The sequence below is a fragment of the Vibrio sp. R10-SF1-ISO8 genome (assembly GCF_059833805.1).
In genome coordinates, this window is the sequence record NZ_JCBDHL010000007.1 from 1 (window position 1) to 15,015 (window position 15,015).

The window sequence follows — 15,015 nt, forward strand, 5'->3', positions numbered from 1 at the left end:
GGAATCGCTAGTAATCGTGGATCAGAATGCCACGGTGAATACGTTCCCGGGCCTTGTACACACCGCCCGTCACACCATGGGAGTGGGCTGCAAAAGAAGTGGGTAGTTTAACCTTCGGGAGGACGCTCACCACTTTGTGGTTCATGACTGGGGTGAAGTCGTAACAAGGTAGCCCTAGGGGAACCTGGGGCTGGATCACCTCCTTATACGATGATTATTGCGATGAGTGTTCACACAGATTGATGGTTTATGTAGTTTAAGAGATAGAACATCCCCCAAGATGTTCAACTTAGTGTCCCGTTCGTCTAGAGGCCTAGGACACCGCCCTTTCACGGCGGTAACAGGGGTTCGACTCCCCTACGGGATACCATTGGGTCGTTAGCTCAGTTGGTAGAGCAGTTGACTTTTAATCAATTGGTCGCAGGTTCGAATCCTGCACGACCCACCATTCTTCTCCACGAAGAATTAAAACTTATGTGGGCGATTAGCTCAGTTGGGAGAGCACCTGCCTTACAAGCAGGGGGTCACTGGTTCGAGCCCGGTATCGCCCACCATTCTCTAAGTATTTTTGGATTAGGATTTCCAAACCACTTCAGTAAATAGTATGTGGTTGGAATTTTCGACGCCGAAAGTCTTTAGAAAATGTACTTCCTTGTGAAGAAACATGCTCTTTAACAATTTGGAAAGCTGACGAATAACAACAATCCCCATCTCTATGAGATGCGTTGTTATTCAATTAAAAGTTCTCAAATCCTAAAACTATGTTTTAGGTACCAACACACATTCAAGTGTTCTTGGAAATTTGAGTCCGGCAAAATCGTGTCTGCACATGTATAAAAATGCAGACAACTTTGGTTGTTTAAACAGAAGACCCTTTGGGGTTGTATGGTTAAGTGACTAAGCGTACACGGTGGATGCCTTGGCAGTCAGAGGCGATGAAAGACGTAGTAACTTGCGATAAGCCCAGATTAGGTAGTAACAACCATTTGAGTCTGGGATTTCTGAATGGGGAAACCCACGTGCATAAGCACGTATCATTAACTGAATACATAGGTTAATGAGGCGAACTCGGGGAACTGAAACATCTAAGTACCCGAAGGAAAAGAAATCAACCGAGATTCCGAAAGTAGCGGCGAGCGAAATTGGACTAGCCCTTAAGCTTTTAATGAGACAGGTGAATGAGCTGGAAAGCTCAGCGATACAGGGTGATAGCCCCGTAACCGACATCTCATCATCAGTGAAATCGAGTAGGGCGGGACACGTGATATCCTGTCTGAATATGGGGGGACCATCCTCCAAGGCTAAATACTACTGACTGACCGATAGTGAACCAGTACCGTGAGGGAAAGGCGAAAAGAACCCCTGTGAGGGGAGTGAAATAGAACCTGAAACCGTGTACGTACAAGCAGTAGGAGCACCCTCGTGGTGTGACTGCGTACCTTTTGTATAATGGGTCAGCGACTTATATTCAGTAGCAAGGTTAACCATCTAGGGGAGCCGTAGAGAAATCGAGTCTTAACTGGGCGTCGAGTTGCTGGATATAGACCCGAAACCAGGTGATCTAGCCATGGGCAGGTTGAAGGTTGAGTAACATCAACTGGAGGACCGAACCGACTAATGTTGAAAAATTAGCGGATGACTTGTGGCTAGGGGTGAAAGGCCAATCAAACCTGGAGATAGCTGGTTCTCCCCGAAATCTATTTAGGTAGAGCCTCGGACGAATACTACTGGGGGTAGAGCACTGTTAAGGCTAGGGGGTCATCCCGACTTACCAACCCTTTGCAAACTCCGAATACCAGTAAGTACTATCCGGGAGACACACGGCGGGTGCTAACGTCCGTCGTGGAGAGGGAAACAACCCAGACCGCCAGCTAAGGTCCCAAATTATAGCTAAGTGGGAAACGATGTGGGAAGGCTTAGACAGCTAGGATGTTGGCTTAGAAGCAGCCATCATTTAAAGAAAGCGTAATAGCTCACTAGTCGAGTCGGCCTGCGCGGAAGATGTAACGGGGCTAAGCTATAAACCGAAGCTGCGGCAATGCAATTTATTGTATTGGGTAGGGGAGCGTTCTGTAAGCCGTTGAAGGTGGATTGTAAAGTCTGCTGGAGGTATCAGAAGTGCGAATGCTGACATGAGTAACGATAAAGGGGGTGAAAAACCTCCTCGCCGGAAGACCAAGGGTTCCTGTCCAACGTTAATCGGGGCAGGGTAAGTCGACCCCTAAGGCGAGGCCGAAAGGCGTAGTCGATGGGAAACGGGTTAATATTCCCGTACTTCTTACAATTGCGATGGGGGGACGGAGAAGGCTAGGTGGGCCTGGCGACGGTTGTCCAGGTTCAAGTGCGTAGGCTTGAGAGTTAGGTAAATCCGGCTCTCTCTAAGGCTGAGACACGATGTCGAGCTACTACGGTAGTGAAGTCATTGATGCCATGCTTCCAGGAAAAGCCTCTAAGCTTCAGATTGTAAGGAATCGTACCCCAAACCGACACAGGTGGTCGGGTAGAGAATACCAAGGCGCTTGAGAGAACTCGGGTGAAGGAACTAGGCAAAATGGTACCGTAACTTCGGGAGAAGGTACGCTCTTGACGGTGAAGTCCCTTGCGGATGGAGCTATTGAGAGTCGCAGATACCAGGTGGCTGCAACTGTTTATTAAAAACACAGCACTGTGCAAAATCGTAAGATGACGTATACGGTGTGACGCCTGCCCGGTGCCGGAAGGTTAATTGATGGGGTTAGACGTAAGTCGAAGCTCTTGATCGAAGCCCCGGTAAACGGCGGCCGTAACTATAACGGTCCTAAGGTAGCGAAATTCCTTGTCGGGTAAGTTCCGACCTGCACGAATGGCGTAATGATGGCCACGCTGTCTCCACCCGAGACTCAGTGAAATTGAAATCGCTGTGAAGATGCAGTGTACCCGCGGCTAGACGGAAAGACCCCGTGAACCTTTACTACAGCTTGGCACTGAACATTGACCCTACATGTGTAGGATAGGTGGGAGGCTTTGAAACCGGTACGCCAGTATCGGCGGAGCCGTCCTTGAAATACCACCCTTGTAGTGTTGATGTTCTAACTTAGACCCGTTATCCGGGTTGAGGACAGTGCCTGGTGGGTAGTTTGACTGGGGCGGTCTCCTCCCAAAGAGTAACGGAGGAGCACGAAGGTGGGCTAATCACGGTTGGACATCGTGAGGTTAGTGCAATGGCATAAGCCCGCTTGACTGCGAGAATGACAATTCGAGCAGGTGCGAAAGCAGGTCATAGTGATCCGGTGGTTCTGTATGGAAGGGCCATCGCTCAACGGATAAAAGGTACTCCGGGGATAACAGGCTGATACCGCCCAAGAGTTCATATCGACGGCGGTGTTTGGCACCTCGATGTCGGCTCATCACATCCTGGGGCTGAAGTCGGTCCCAAGGGTATGGCTGTTCGCCATTTAAAGTGGTACGCGAGCTGGGTTTAGAACGTCGTGAGACAGTTCGGTCCCTATCTGCCGTGGGCGTTGGAAGATTGAAGGGGGCTGCTCCTAGTACGAGAGGACCGGAGTGGACGAACCTCTGGTGTTCGGGTTGTGTCGCCAGACGCATTGCCCGGTAGCTAAGTTCGGAATCGATAACCGCTGAAAGCATCTAAGCGGGAAGCGAGCCCTGAGATGAGTCTTCCCTGACTCCTTGAGAGTCCTAAAGGGTTGTTCGAGACTAGAACGTTGATAGGCAGGGTGTGTAAGCGTTGTGAGGCGTTGAGCTAACCTGTACTAATTGCCCGTGAGGCTTAACCATACAACACCCAAAGGGTTTTGATGGACTCAAAGCAAGAACTTTGAATGTGTGACTACAGAACTTAAAAACAGCTTTCCGAATTAAAGAATTTGCTTGGCGACCATAGCGATTTGGACCCACCTGATTCCATGCCGAACTCAGAAGTGAAACGAATTAGCGCCGATGGTAGTGTGGGGCTTCCCCATGTGAGAGTAGGACATCGCCAGGCTTTAAATTTAGACTTAGAGTCTAACCAGTGCGGAGCGGTAGTTCAGTTGGTTAGAATACCGGCCTGTCACGCCGGGGGTCGCGGGTTCGAGTCCCGTCCGCTCCGCCACTTATTTCGAAACCTCGCTATGGCGAGGTTTTTTCGAATCTACAATTTGAAAGATTCTACAGGGGTGTAGCTCCAATTGGCAGAGCAGCGGATTCCAAATCCGCGTGTTGGGAGTTCGAATCTCTCCACCCCTGCCATATTCTAGAGGCTCTAGTTGAAAGACTAGAGCCTTTTTCTTTGGCGCAAGAAAAGAGCAGCGGATTCCGCCACTACCAAAAATGCGCGTGTTTGAAGTTCGAATCTCTCTATCCCTGCCATATTCAAGCCTCTAGCAGAAATGCTAGGGCCTTTTTGTTTTTCTAAAGGCGAGTACTTCACCTCTAGCTCTCAAACTCGCTTCCTTGTTGAGAACTATTCTTACTAATCTGTTACATTTGGTAACTTGTTTACTCAATAGTCGTAGTTTATGGATATTTCTCGTCGCCATTTCATTCAAACAGGATTAGCTGTTTCAGCATTAAGCGTTTTGCCTGCATGTACTTTAACCCGAGCTAAGAGTGGTAAAGGTGAGTTTGTTTATGAGCTCACCGCAGAGCCAGCAACGGCTGAACTAGTACCTGGTTATACAACGAATGTACTTGGATTTAATGGTCGGATTCCAGCCCCAACGATTCGTTGCCGTCAAGGACAAGAAGTCACGATCAGATTTACCAATAAGCTTTCAGAGCCAACCACGATTCACTGGCATGGGTTAAGAATTCCAATTGAAATGGATGGTGTACCATTCTTAAGCCAAGCGCCAATCATGCCGGGTGAAACTTTCGAGTATCGTTTTACCCCACCTGATGCGGGTACCTTCTGGTATCACCCGCATATGAATAGCGTCAAACAACTCGGTATGGGGTTGGTAGGGCTGATCATCGTCGAAGAAGCGATTCCAGTAGAGTTTGATGAAGAACACGAGTTGATGCTTAAGCATTGGCACCTTGATAAGCAGGGGCAGTGGAAAGAGTTAATGATCCCTCGTCTTAGTGCGAGAATGGGAACCCCCGGAGAGTGGAGTAGCGTCAATGGTATACATGAGCCTAAGTATCAATTAAAGGAAAATGCCACTACTCGGCTGCGTATCGCCAACGTTGATAATACGATTACCTATCCGATTGCTATTGAAGGGGCCGAAGCATGGGTGATAGCCATCGATGGTAACCCGATTAAAACTCCCTATAAGCTCTCTCAACATAAAATTGGCCCAGGTATGAGGGTTGACCTTGCCTTAAGAACTCCGAAGCAAGGAGAGTCTGTTTATGTCCGATATATGAAGGGTAGATTTCCGTTTCCTCTGTGTGAGTTTGAAGCGATCAGGTCTGATCTTTCTGATCACAGGCCGATCCCTCAACTTCCTCTTAATCCTGTGCCTGATCTTGATTTGGCCAATGCGGAGAAAATTGATTTTGTATTTGAATGGGAAGGGGCAATTTCACCGGTTGGAAAAGATGGTAAGTCGGTTCCTAAGTTTTGGCTAACCAACAAGCGGGCTTGGGAAGGGATGTCGAAAGATAATATCCCCGCGCCACTCGCTTCATTGCAACTGGGTAAAACTTATATTTTTTATCTCAAGAATGTCACTCAGTATCATCATCCAATTCATATCCATGGCCATACATTCACAGTATTAGAGCTCAATGGTAAAAAGGTCGAGCAGCCTTTCCACACCGACACTGTGTTACTAGGCAAAAACGGCACGGCTATCGCAGCATTCGTGGCGGATAATCCAGGGCGCTGGATGTATCACTGTCATGTGATCGAGCATATGAAAACCGGACTAATGGGATATATAGAAGTTAAGTGACTCCTGTAACTTTTAAAATGTTTGCAGTTAGCAATGGCTAAATCTTAATTTATGATCTTCCGTGAGCGTGTATTTTGGCTACAATACACCCAGTCAATCGGAGGAATTATGGGTCAGTTTTCAATATTGGGTTTTATCGCACTCGGTGGTGCATTTGGAGCATGCTCTCGTTATCTTGTTTCAGAGCTTTGTGTTGTGCTTCTTGGGCGTGGTTTTCCATACGGTACGCTAGCCGTTAACGTGGTCGGTTCTTTCATTATGGGCTTGCTTATTGCTGCTTTTGAAAATGAGATGCTTGCTACCGAACCATGGCGCCAAATTATCGGACTAGGCTTTCTTGGGGCACTCACCACCTTCTCTACGTTCTCTATGGATAATGTGCTTCTAATGCAACAAGGCGCTTTTTTTAAGATGGGTTTGAATGTGTTGCTGAATGTCTTTTTAAGCATTTCTGCTGCATGGATTGGTTTTCAAATACTCATCAAGAGCTAATGTTGGTTAAAATTTAGCTAATTATTGTTCATCACGGCTTGGTTTAGCCAGGCCGTTTTTATATACTGCAATTACTTGTCGGAGTGCCATAAGGCTGAGACCGTTAATTCGGGATCCGTTGAACCTGATCAGATTAAAATCTGCGAAGGGAACAAGAGAAGATATCTACACCAGAGTTCTGTCTGGTTACCTATCAAATAGTCGAATGTTGTTATATACCATTAGTGCACACTAGTAAGGTCATAATTCGATTCCTCTTGTCGCATCTTTCCGCCAAGCATTTTTATCCCATTACTTTTTATCTAAGAATAACAAAGCAAGGAAAAATGCTATGTCGAGTCGCAAACAAGCGAGACTGGAAGCAAAACAGTTCATTGATACACTTTCGGTACAGCCGTACCCAAATTCAAGCAAAGTCTATGTAGAGGGTTCACGCCCAGATATTCGTGTGCCTATGCGAGAAATCTCACTCGCGGATAGTCTTATCGGAGGTACAAAAGAAGCGCCTATTTTCGAACTTAATGAGCCTGTACGTGTTTACGATACTTCCGGTGTATACACTGACCCAGAACACACTATTGACCTTTACAGCGGCCTACCAAAGCTAAGAGAAGGGTGGATTGAAGAACGTGCTGATACTGAATTACTCGACGATGTTAGCTCGGTATACACGAAGGAGCGTTTAGAAGACGAGACGCTTGATGAGCTACGTTATGGCAATTTGCCACGAATTAGACGTGCTAAAGATGGTCAGTGTGTCACTCAGCTGCACTATGCGCGCAAGGGTATCGTTACCCCTGAGATGGAATACATCGCCCTACGTGAAAATATGGGTCGCGCTCATTATCGCGATGAGGTGCTGAATCAACAGCATCCTGGTCAAAGCTTCGGGGCCAACTTACCCAAAGACATTACTGCAGAATTTGTTCGTAAAGAAGTCGCAGAAGGTCGAGCGATTATCCCTTCCAATATTAACCACCCAGAATCTGAACCAATGATTATTGGGCGTAACTTCTTAGTTAAAGTAAACGCTAATATCGGTAATTCATCAGTGACATCTTCAATTGAGGAAGAGGTTGAGAAGCTAGTATGGGCGACTCGCTGGGGTGGCGATACTGTTATGGATCTGTCTACTGGGCGTAATATTCACGAAACTCGTGAGTGGATTCTACGCAACAGCCCGGTGCCGATCGGTACTGTGCCAATGTACCAAGCGCTTGAAAAAGTGAACGGCATTGCGGAAAACCTCAACTGGGAAGTGATGCGCGATACTCTGATTGAGCAAGCAGAGCAGGGCGTCGATTACTTCACTATTCACGCAGGGTTATTGCTTCGCTATGTGCCTATGACGGCAAAACGTGTCACTGGCATTGTTTCTCGTGGTGGTTCTATTATCGCGAAATGGTGTTTAGCACATCATCAGGAAAGCTTCCTATATACTCACTTCCGCGAGATTTGTGAAATTTGTGCCAAGTATGACGTGGCGCTTTCTCTTGGTGATGGCTTGCGTCCTGGCTCAGTAGCCGATGCGAACGATGAAGCGCAGTTTGCTGAGCTTCGTACTCTAGGTGAGCTAACCAAGATTGCTTGGGAATATGACGTTCAGGTCATTATTGAAGGCCCAGGCCATATTCCGATGCATATGATCAAAGAGAACATGGAAGAGCAGCTAGAGCACTGCCATGAAGCGCCGTTTTATACCCTTGGCCCACTGACGACCGATGTTGCGCCGGGCTATGATCATATCACTTCAGGTATTGGTGCCGCGATGATTGGTTGGTATGGCTGTGCGATGCTTTGTTACGTTACTCCAAAAGAGCACCTTGGCTTACCGAACAAAGAAGACGTTAAGGTAGGTATGATCACCTATAAGCTCGCAGCACATGCGGCCGACTTAGCCAAAGGTCACCCAGGTGCTCAGGTCCGTGATAATGCACTTTCTAAAGCGCGTTTTGAATTCCGTTGGGAAGACCAATTTAACCTATCGCTAGACCCTGAAACCGCACGTGCTTACCACGATGAAACTCTACCTCAAGAGTCTGGAAAGGTTGCACACTTCTGCTCAATGTGTGGACCTAAGTTCTGTTCAATGAAGATTTCACAAGAGGTTCGTGAATATGCGAAGGATACTGAGCAAGTAGCAGCGGACCAAGCTATCTCGATTAAAATGCTCGACGATCCACTTGAAGGTATGCGTCAAAAATCGCAGGAGTTCCGAGAGACAGGTTCTGAGCTATACCACCCAGCAGCTCATGCAGAGGTAAGTGACTAATGAGCAAAATCCTAATTCCGTCATCATTGATTGAGCTAACAGGCTTAGTTCAGCAATGTTTGTTGTTGGCGAAAGAACAGGGTTTTTGCATCGAAGAGGTTGAGTTGGGTGTAAGCCTAAATCAGTCTGTTCAGCTTGTTCGCGACCAACAAATTACACATGTCGCTACCGATCTCATTGATGGGTACGACTATGACTCAGAATACACATTTGCACTTTATTATCGTTCAGGGTTGTCGGTAGAAGCCTGTGCAGAGCAACCATCTAATGCCATTTATATTGGCATTGCTGATGGTTTGGCTTGTGATAAAAAGGATGATGTGCTTCAGCTCGATGTTTGGCGTCATCCCATAAACGATGAAGTAAGAGCGCTTTCCGTTAAGTCTAAACTCAATTCTGAATTTGAGCCTGAGTATCACTTTGCTTGGATAGTCGTATTGACCGTACTCAATTTTCCTATCGAAGATGCGTTAACTCTCGCGCGAGGAATGACAACTCAACAAGCGAATGTTTCACGTGAAACAGTGTCGAATGATAAATCATTGACTCAGTGGGCTGAGCAATTCAATCAGTTCCCAACCCCCGTACTAGAAGATAGACGACTTGGCATACAAGTTGGGTGGTCTGCGCAAGGGGAGAGTGTCAGCTTTGCTAACTTAGCTAAGCAGAGCTTAGGACTTTACCCAGTGGTCGATGATGTTGCTTGGATTGAGCGCTTACTGCCGTTAGGTATCAACACCATTCAACTGCGAATTAAGAACCCACAACAAGCCGATTTAGAACAACAGATCATTCGAGCAATTGAACTCGGTCGCCGGTACCAAGCGCAAGTGTTTATCAATGACTACTGGCAGTTAGCTATTAAGCATGGTGCCTATGGTGTTCATCTTGGGCAAGAAGATATAGAAGAGTCAAACTTGGCTCAGCTAACCAAAGCGGGCATTCGTTTAGGCCTTTCTACCCATGGCTATTATGAGCTGCTTCGTATTGTGCAAATCCACCCTAGCTACATTGCGCTGGGACATATCTTCCCAACCACCACTAAGCAGATGCCATCGAAGCCACAAGGTTTAGTGCGCTTAGCTCTATATCAAAAATTGATTGATAGCATTCCTTATGGTTGCACGCATGAGGGCGCTTGTACTTTGATTCTTGGTTATCCGACGGTTGCAATCGGTGGTATTGACCAATCGAACGCAGACCAAGTTTGGCAAACCGGCGTTTCGAGCTTGGCGGTTGTTAGAGCGATTACATTGGCGCAGTCACCTAAGCCTGTGATTGATTTTTTCAACCAGTTGATGAAGGAAAGGCAGTCAACCTTTACTGATTCAATCTCGATAGCAACTAATGAAGAGAGAGAACAACATGCTCACTGATCAGCAGTTCCTCCGCTATCAGCGTCAAGTCGCTCTGCCAGAAATTGCTGAAAGTGGTCAGGAGAGACTGATCAAATCCCACGTATTGATTATTGGCTGTGGCGGGCTTGGAAGTGCTGCGAGTCTCTATTTGGCGTCGGCGGGGGTCGGTAAGTTAGTAGTCGTTGATGATGATGAGGTCGATAGTAGTAACTTACAGCGTCAGGTCATCTATCGTGAACGTGATCTCCAGCTTGCTAAAACGGAAGCGACGGTTAAACAGCTTTCTGAACTTAACTCCATGATCCAAGTTCGAGCGCTTCACAAGCGGCTCGACAAGGCACAGTTGCAGCTTGAAGTTATGCTGGCGGATGTCGTGTTGGACTGCACTGACAATATGCCAACTCGACAGCTAATAAACCAAGTTTGTTTTGAACAAGCAACGCCACTTATATCTGCAGCCGCGATTGGCTGGCAAGGGCAGTTTGCTGTCTTTGACTATCAAGCGAATAGTGGTGCTGACGGAGAAGAAGGTAAGGCTTGTTATCGCTGTTTGTATCCATTCGATGAACTGCAACAAACGAAGAAATGTAGTGAGAGTGGTGTGGTTGGCCCAGTGGTGGGCACACTTGGAAATTACCAAGCATTAGCGGCGATACAAAAACTCGCTACTGGCCAGTTTTATGTCGAGACCGCCAAGCTGCATCTTTTTGATGGCTTAAAAATGCAGTGGCAAACCATGGGGATTAGCAAAGACCAACACTGCCAAGTTTGCGCTCAAGATCAGAGTGCAAGTTAACGAGAACAAAATATCCAATTGGTCTACTTGAAGTAACGATTGGAATTAAGAGAGTTGGAAGCAATGGCGTTATCAGAACAACAAACAACACAAGCACTTGCTGAAGAACTCGATGTGATCACTATTGTCATTAACGACCAATCACATCAAGTTGTCAGTGCGTCAAATCTACAGCAAATCATTCACCAGTTTGAGCTGCCTGAAATGGGGTGTGTTTTTGCAATTAACAACAATGTTGTGCCGCGCAGTGAGTGGGCGAGCACAGTACTTTCGCAGGGAGATAGTATCTCTTTGTTTCAAGCTATCGCAGGGGGTTAAAGTCGATGCTTAAAATTGGTGATAAACAGTTTGAATCAAGACTGTTCACAGGAACCGGCAAGTTTGCTAACAGCCAATTAATGGCGCAAGCGATTCAAGCCTCAGGCTCTCAATTAGCGACTATGGCGTTAAAGCGCGTCGACGTAAACGATCAGCAAGATAATATTTTGAAACCGTTAGTACAATCGGGCGTAAACCTCCTACCGAATACTTCTGGTGCGAAGAACGCGAAAGACGCTGTGTTTGCCGCGCAACTTGCGCGTGAAGCGTTGGGAACTAACTGGTTAAAATTAGAAATCCACCCTGATCCTAAGTATTTAATGCCGGACCCAATTGAAACACTAGCTGCTGCAGAGGAGTTGGTTCGTGAAGGGTTTATCGTACTTCCTTACTGCCATGCAGACCCTGTGTTGTGTAAGCGATTGGAAGAAGTAGGCTGTGCAGCAGTTATGCCATTAGGCGCGCCGATAGGTTCAAACAAAGGCATCGTTTCCCACGACTTCCTAGAGATCATCATCGACCAGGCCAATGTTCCTGTAGTTGTGGATGCAGGTATTGGAGCGCCTTCACATGCCGCGCGTGCAATGGAAATGGGCGCCGATGCGGTACTTGTTAATACGGCTATAGCTGCGTCGAGCGATCCAGTCGCTATGGCACAGGCATTTAGAATGGCAGTTGAATCTGGGCGAATGGCTTATGAAGCGGGTCTTGCTGGTAAGGTGTCTCACGCAGTCGCATCAAGTCCACTGACTTCATTTTTAGATGAGCTATAGGTTCTAAGCGAGAATAACATGAGCTTTGTTGAACAATTTAAGCAGCTCAATTGGGATGACATTTCGATGTCGATTTATGCCAAGACAGCACAAGATGTTGAACGTGCATTGAGTAAGCCCAAGCGTGACCTGGAAGATTTTAAAGCGCTGATTTCACCAGCTGCGGAACCCTATTTGGAGCAGATGGCTCAGTTGTCTTACACGGCAACTCGTAAACGGTTTGGCAATACTATGTCACTCTATATTCCACTGTACTTGTCTAACCTGTGCGCCAATGCTTGTACTTATTGTGGATTCTCAATGGAGAACCGTATTAAGCGTCGCACCCTAAACAAAGATGAAGTATCTGCGGAAGTTGAAGCAATTAAACGAATGAAGTTTGATAGTGTTTTGCTGGTAACTGGCGAACACGAAACTAAAGTTGGCATGAACTATTTCCGTGAGATGGTGCCGATGATTAAGCAGCGCTTTAACTATTTGGCGATGGAAGTTCAACCGCTCGATCAAGACCAATATGCAGAACTTAAGACCTTAGGCTTGGACGCCGTGATGGTATATCAAGAAACTTATCATCCTTCTACCTATGCTGAGCACCACTTGCGTGGTAACAAGATGGATTTTGAATATCGACTAGATACCGCGGATCGATTGGCAAAGGCGGGCATTGATAAGATTGGTATTGGCGCTTTGATTGGCTTGGAAGAGTGGCGAACAGATTGCTTTTATGTTGCGGCGCATCTGGATTATCTTGAGTGCACCTATTGGCAAACTCGTTACTCGATTTCGTTCCCGCGATTGCGTCCCTGTGAAGGAGCACTTCAGCCAAAGTCGGTGATGACAGATAGACAATTGGTCCAACTCATTTGTGCTTATCGCTTGCTGAATCCAGAAGTTGAGTTGTCTCTATCTACTCGTGAGTCTCCAAAGTTTAGAGATAATGTATTACCTTTGGGTATTACAACCATGTCTGCTGCATCAAAAACTCAGCCAGGTGGTTATGCGATGGATGACCTTGAACTGGAGCAGTTTGAGATCAGTGATGAGCGAAGCGCAGCTTCGGTCGAAGATATGATTCGCGCGAAAGGGTTCGATCCTGTTTGGCGAGATTGGCACTCGGCTTATTCAGGCTTGTCTTAAAAATAGTGTTTCACGTGAAACACACACAATAAAAAGAGGGTTGATGCCTTACATCAACCCTCTATTCTTATCCAGTTGTCCAGTTGTCCAGTTGTCCAGTTGTCCAGTTGTCCAGTTGTCCAGTTGTCCAGTTGTCCAGTTATCCAGTTATCCAGTTATCCAGTTATCCAGTTTCTAGCCATGAGCAAGTGGTAAGGTTGCCTGACGCAGCCAATCCTTCACTTCACCTTCTACTAGAGGGCTGATCGCATCCCAGACTTTTTGATGATAGTCATTCAACCAAGCCAGCTCAGGTCGAGTCAGCATATCTACATTGATGTTACGCTTGTCGATTGGGCAGCGTGTTAGAGACTCAAAAGACAGAACAGGGAAATCGCCGTTGGTAGGCGTTTCGACAACAAGTTCTAGGTTCTCGATACGGATACCAAATGCGTCAGCGCGGTAATAACCTGGCTCGTTCGATAACACCATGCCTTCAGTTAAAGGAACATCGATTTGTCGCTTCGAAATACTAGCTGGCCCTTCGTGAACACTGAGGAAGTGACCAACACCATGACCGGTACCATGGTCGTAATCATAGCCTTCAGCCCACAGATGCTGACGCGCGAGCGTATCAATTTGGTAACCTCGTGTACCTTTAGGGAAACGTGCGCGAGCGACACCAATATGACCTTTTAGAGCTAGCGTGAACTGTTTTATCATCTCTTGTGAAGGTTGACCGATTGCGATTGTGCGCGTGATGTCTGTGGTGCCATCTAGGTACTGACCACCCGAATCGACAAGGTAAAGCGTGTTCAATTCAAGCTGACCAGGCTCTGGCTGATTCTCATGATTATAGTGGCACATCGCTGCGTTGCCGCCTGCTGCTGAAATCGTATCGAAGCTAAGATCCATCAGAGTTGGGTCTTCACTACGAAATGCTTCTAGCTTATCTGACAAGGTTGCTTCGTCATGCAGACTACCTGCGGCTACTTCAGCATCTAGCCAGCAGAGGAATTTGCTCATCGCAACGCCATCACGGATATGACATGCTTTCATTCCGGCGATTTCAATTGCGTTCTTCGCCGCTTTTGGCATCAGGCATGGATCAGCTTTGCTAACTACAGTTGCGCCTGCATTTTGTAGAATTAGCTTAAACCATGCGTTGCTTGTTACCGGATCCACCAGAACTTTCTTTCCGTTTAAAGTTTCTAAACGCGCTTGTAAAGCTTCAGGGTGATGAACCGTTAAGCCTGTCCCTACGTGCGCGTCAAACTCTGCTGGTAGGCGAGCTGGGTCGAGGAAGAATTCTACGCTTGAGTCTGAATGAAGAATCGCGTGAGAAAGCAAAACGGGTAGTCGTGATACGTCAAGGCCGCGCACGTTAAGCAACCAGCAAACTGAATCAAGAGCGGTAATCACTGCGCTGTCTGCTCCAGACTTTTTAACTAGTTGCGCGACTTCTTGGCGTTTACTTTGACTAGATTGACCGACCGCTTCTGTCGCCATTAGGCGAACATCAGAAACCACAGGAGCAGGGCGATCGTGCCAAAGTTCGTCAATTGGGTTACTGTCGAGAATCTTTAGGTCAAGTGTACCGGCAAGTTTTGCTTGTGCCATGTCTAACCATGCAGAGTTGTGCATGCGCGGGTCGATGGCTACAGATGCGCCATCAACAAGTTGGTCTTTAATCCAATCTAGCGCTGGCTCCTCAATCAGATGACGATACTCAAATAGATCAGCAGGAACCTGTTTAGTCACTTGTACTGTGTAGCGGCCGTCAACAAAAATAGCCGCTTTATCTTTGGTGATTACTGCAGCGCCAGCCGAACCGGTGAAACCAGTTAGCCAATGTAAACGCTCGTTATGTGCAGGTACGTATTCACCCAAATACTCGTCTTCATGTGGGATAAGTAGGGCATCAATATTGTTCTGCGCTATCCAGTGACGAATCGCGGTTAGGCGCTGTTCTGTTGTCGTAAGCATCTATGTTAATCCTTCATATTAT

General features: G+C 46.9%; 9 protein-coding genes, 5 tRNA genes, 3 rRNA genes and 1 riboswitch. Of the genes, 16 read left to right on the forward strand and 1 reads right to left on the reverse strand.

Going from position 1 to position 15,015, the window contains the following annotated elements:
- From AC6R00_RS03190 to thiH, 16 genes are all read left to right on the forward strand, one after another.
- A 16S ribosomal RNA gene (locus tag AC6R00_RS03190) occupies positions 1 to 206 on the forward strand; the annotation flags it as partial.
- Between the two features lie 88 nt (positions 207 to 294).
- Positions 295 to 370 (forward strand) — tRNA-Glu (locus AC6R00_RS03195).
- Between the two features lie 2 nt (positions 371 to 372).
- Positions 373 to 448 (forward strand) — tRNA-Lys (locus AC6R00_RS03200).
- A 30-nt stretch (positions 449 to 478) separates the two neighbouring features.
- Positions 479 to 554, forward strand: a tRNA-Val gene (locus AC6R00_RS03205).
- A gap of 333 nt (positions 555 to 887) precedes the next feature.
- Positions 888 to 3,777 (forward strand): 23S ribosomal RNA (locus tag AC6R00_RS03210).
- A gap of 92 nt (positions 3,778 to 3,869) precedes the next feature.
- Positions 3,870 to 3,985, forward strand: a 5S ribosomal RNA gene (gene rrf, locus AC6R00_RS03215).
- A 31-nt stretch (positions 3,986 to 4,016) separates the two neighbouring features.
- Positions 4,017 to 4,093 (forward strand) — tRNA-Asp (locus AC6R00_RS03220).
- Between the two features lie 60 nt (positions 4,094 to 4,153).
- Positions 4,154 to 4,230: transfer RNA gene (locus tag AC6R00_RS03225), tRNA-Trp, on the forward strand.
- A gap of 269 nt (positions 4,231 to 4,499) precedes the next feature.
- Positions 4,500 to 5,882 carry a multicopper oxidase domain-containing protein gene (locus tag AC6R00_RS03230; RefSeq protein ID WP_500639311.1) on the forward strand — a complete coding sequence of 461 codons (1,383 nt, stop codon included), beginning with the start codon at positions 4,500 to 4,502 and terminating at the stop codon, positions 5,880 to 5,882.
- A gap of 108 nt (positions 5,883 to 5,990) precedes the next feature.
- The gene (gene crcB / locus AC6R00_RS03235; protein ID WP_425666194.1) at positions 5,991 to 6,374 is read left to right on the forward strand and encodes a fluoride efflux transporter CrcB; all 384 of its coding nucleotides are present in this window, start codon (positions 5,991 to 5,993) and stop codon (positions 6,372 to 6,374) included.
- Positions 6,375 to 6,443: 69 nt separating this feature from the next.
- Positions 6,444 to 6,542: riboswitch (TPP riboswitch) on the forward strand.
- Positions 6,543 to 6,705: 163 nt separating this feature from the next.
- The gene (gene thiC, locus AC6R00_RS03240) at positions 6,706 to 8,646 is read left to right on the forward strand and encodes a phosphomethylpyrimidine synthase ThiC (RefSeq protein ID WP_500639312.1); all 1,941 of its coding nucleotides are present in this window, start codon (positions 6,706 to 6,708) and stop codon (positions 8,644 to 8,646) included.
- A complete protein-coding gene (locus tag AC6R00_RS03245) occupies positions 8,646 to 10,022 on the forward strand; it encodes a thiamine phosphate synthase (protein WP_500639313.1) in 1,377 nt (458 codons plus the stop codon). The genes thiC and AC6R00_RS03245 overlap by 1 nt, the downstream gene beginning before the upstream one ends.
- Complete coding sequence (gene thiF / locus AC6R00_RS03250; protein ID WP_500639314.1) at positions 10,012 to 10,800, forward strand: thiazole biosynthesis adenylyltransferase ThiF; 789 nt, start codon at positions 10,012 to 10,014, stop codon at positions 10,798 to 10,800. Before AC6R00_RS03245 ends, thiF begins: the two co-directional genes overlap by 11 nt.
- Positions 10,801 to 10,863: 63 nt before the next feature.
- Positions 10,864 to 11,118, forward strand: a complete 255-nt coding sequence (thiS, locus tag AC6R00_RS03255) for a sulfur carrier protein ThiS (RefSeq protein ID WP_500639315.1) — start codon at positions 10,864 to 10,866, stop codon at positions 11,116 to 11,118.
- A gap of 5 nt (positions 11,119 to 11,123) precedes the next feature.
- A complete protein-coding gene (locus AC6R00_RS03260) occupies positions 11,124 to 11,891 on the forward strand; it encodes a thiazole synthase (RefSeq protein WP_500639316.1) in 768 nt (255 codons plus the stop codon).
- A gap of 18 nt (positions 11,892 to 11,909) precedes the next feature.
- Positions 11,910 to 13,028: a 2-iminoacetate synthase ThiH gene (gene thiH, locus AC6R00_RS03265; protein ID WP_500639317.1), complete on the forward strand. Its 1,119-nt coding sequence runs from the start codon at positions 11,910 to 11,912 to the stop codon at positions 13,026 to 13,028.
- Between the two features lie 174 nt (positions 13,029 to 13,202).
- Here thiH and AC6R00_RS03270 read toward each other — a convergent pair whose 3' ends face one another.
- A complete protein-coding gene (locus AC6R00_RS03270; RefSeq protein WP_500639318.1) occupies positions 13,203 to 14,993 on the reverse strand; it encodes an aminopeptidase P family protein in 1,791 nt (596 codons plus the stop codon).
- Positions 14,994 to 15,015: the final 22 nt, after the last annotated feature.

Excerpts from the sequence above, each read along its gene's own strand:
- AC6R00_RS03230 (WP_500639311.1), top strand. The coding sequence starts at position 4,500 with ATGGATATTTCTCGTCGCCATTTCATTCAAACAGGATTAGCTGTTTCA.
- thiS (WP_500639315.1), top strand. The coding sequence starts at position 10,864 with ATGGCGTTATCAGAACAACAAACAACACAAGCACTTGCTGAAGAACTC.
- thiC (WP_500639312.1), top strand. The coding sequence starts at position 6,706 with ATGTCGAGTCGCAAACAAGCGAGACTGGAAGCAAAACAGTTCATTGAT.
- AC6R00_RS03270 (WP_500639318.1), bottom strand. The coding sequence starts at position 14,993 with ATGCTTACGACAACAGAACAGCGCCTAACCGCGATTCGTCACTGGATA.
- AC6R00_RS03260 (WP_500639316.1), top strand. The coding sequence starts at position 11,124 with ATGCTTAAAATTGGTGATAAACAGTTTGAATCAAGACTGTTCACAGGA.
- thiF (WP_500639314.1), top strand. The coding sequence starts at position 10,012 with ATGCTCACTGATCAGCAGTTCCTCCGCTATCAGCGTCAAGTCGCTCTG.
- crcB (WP_425666194.1), top strand. The coding sequence starts at position 5,991 with ATGGGTCAGTTTTCAATATTGGGTTTTATCGCACTCGGTGGTGCATTT.
- AC6R00_RS03245 (WP_500639313.1), top strand. The coding sequence starts at position 8,646 with ATGAGCAAAATCCTAATTCCGTCATCATTGATTGAGCTAACAGGCTTA.
- thiH (WP_500639317.1), top strand. The coding sequence starts at position 11,910 with ATGAGCTTTGTTGAACAATTTAAGCAGCTCAATTGGGATGACATTTCG.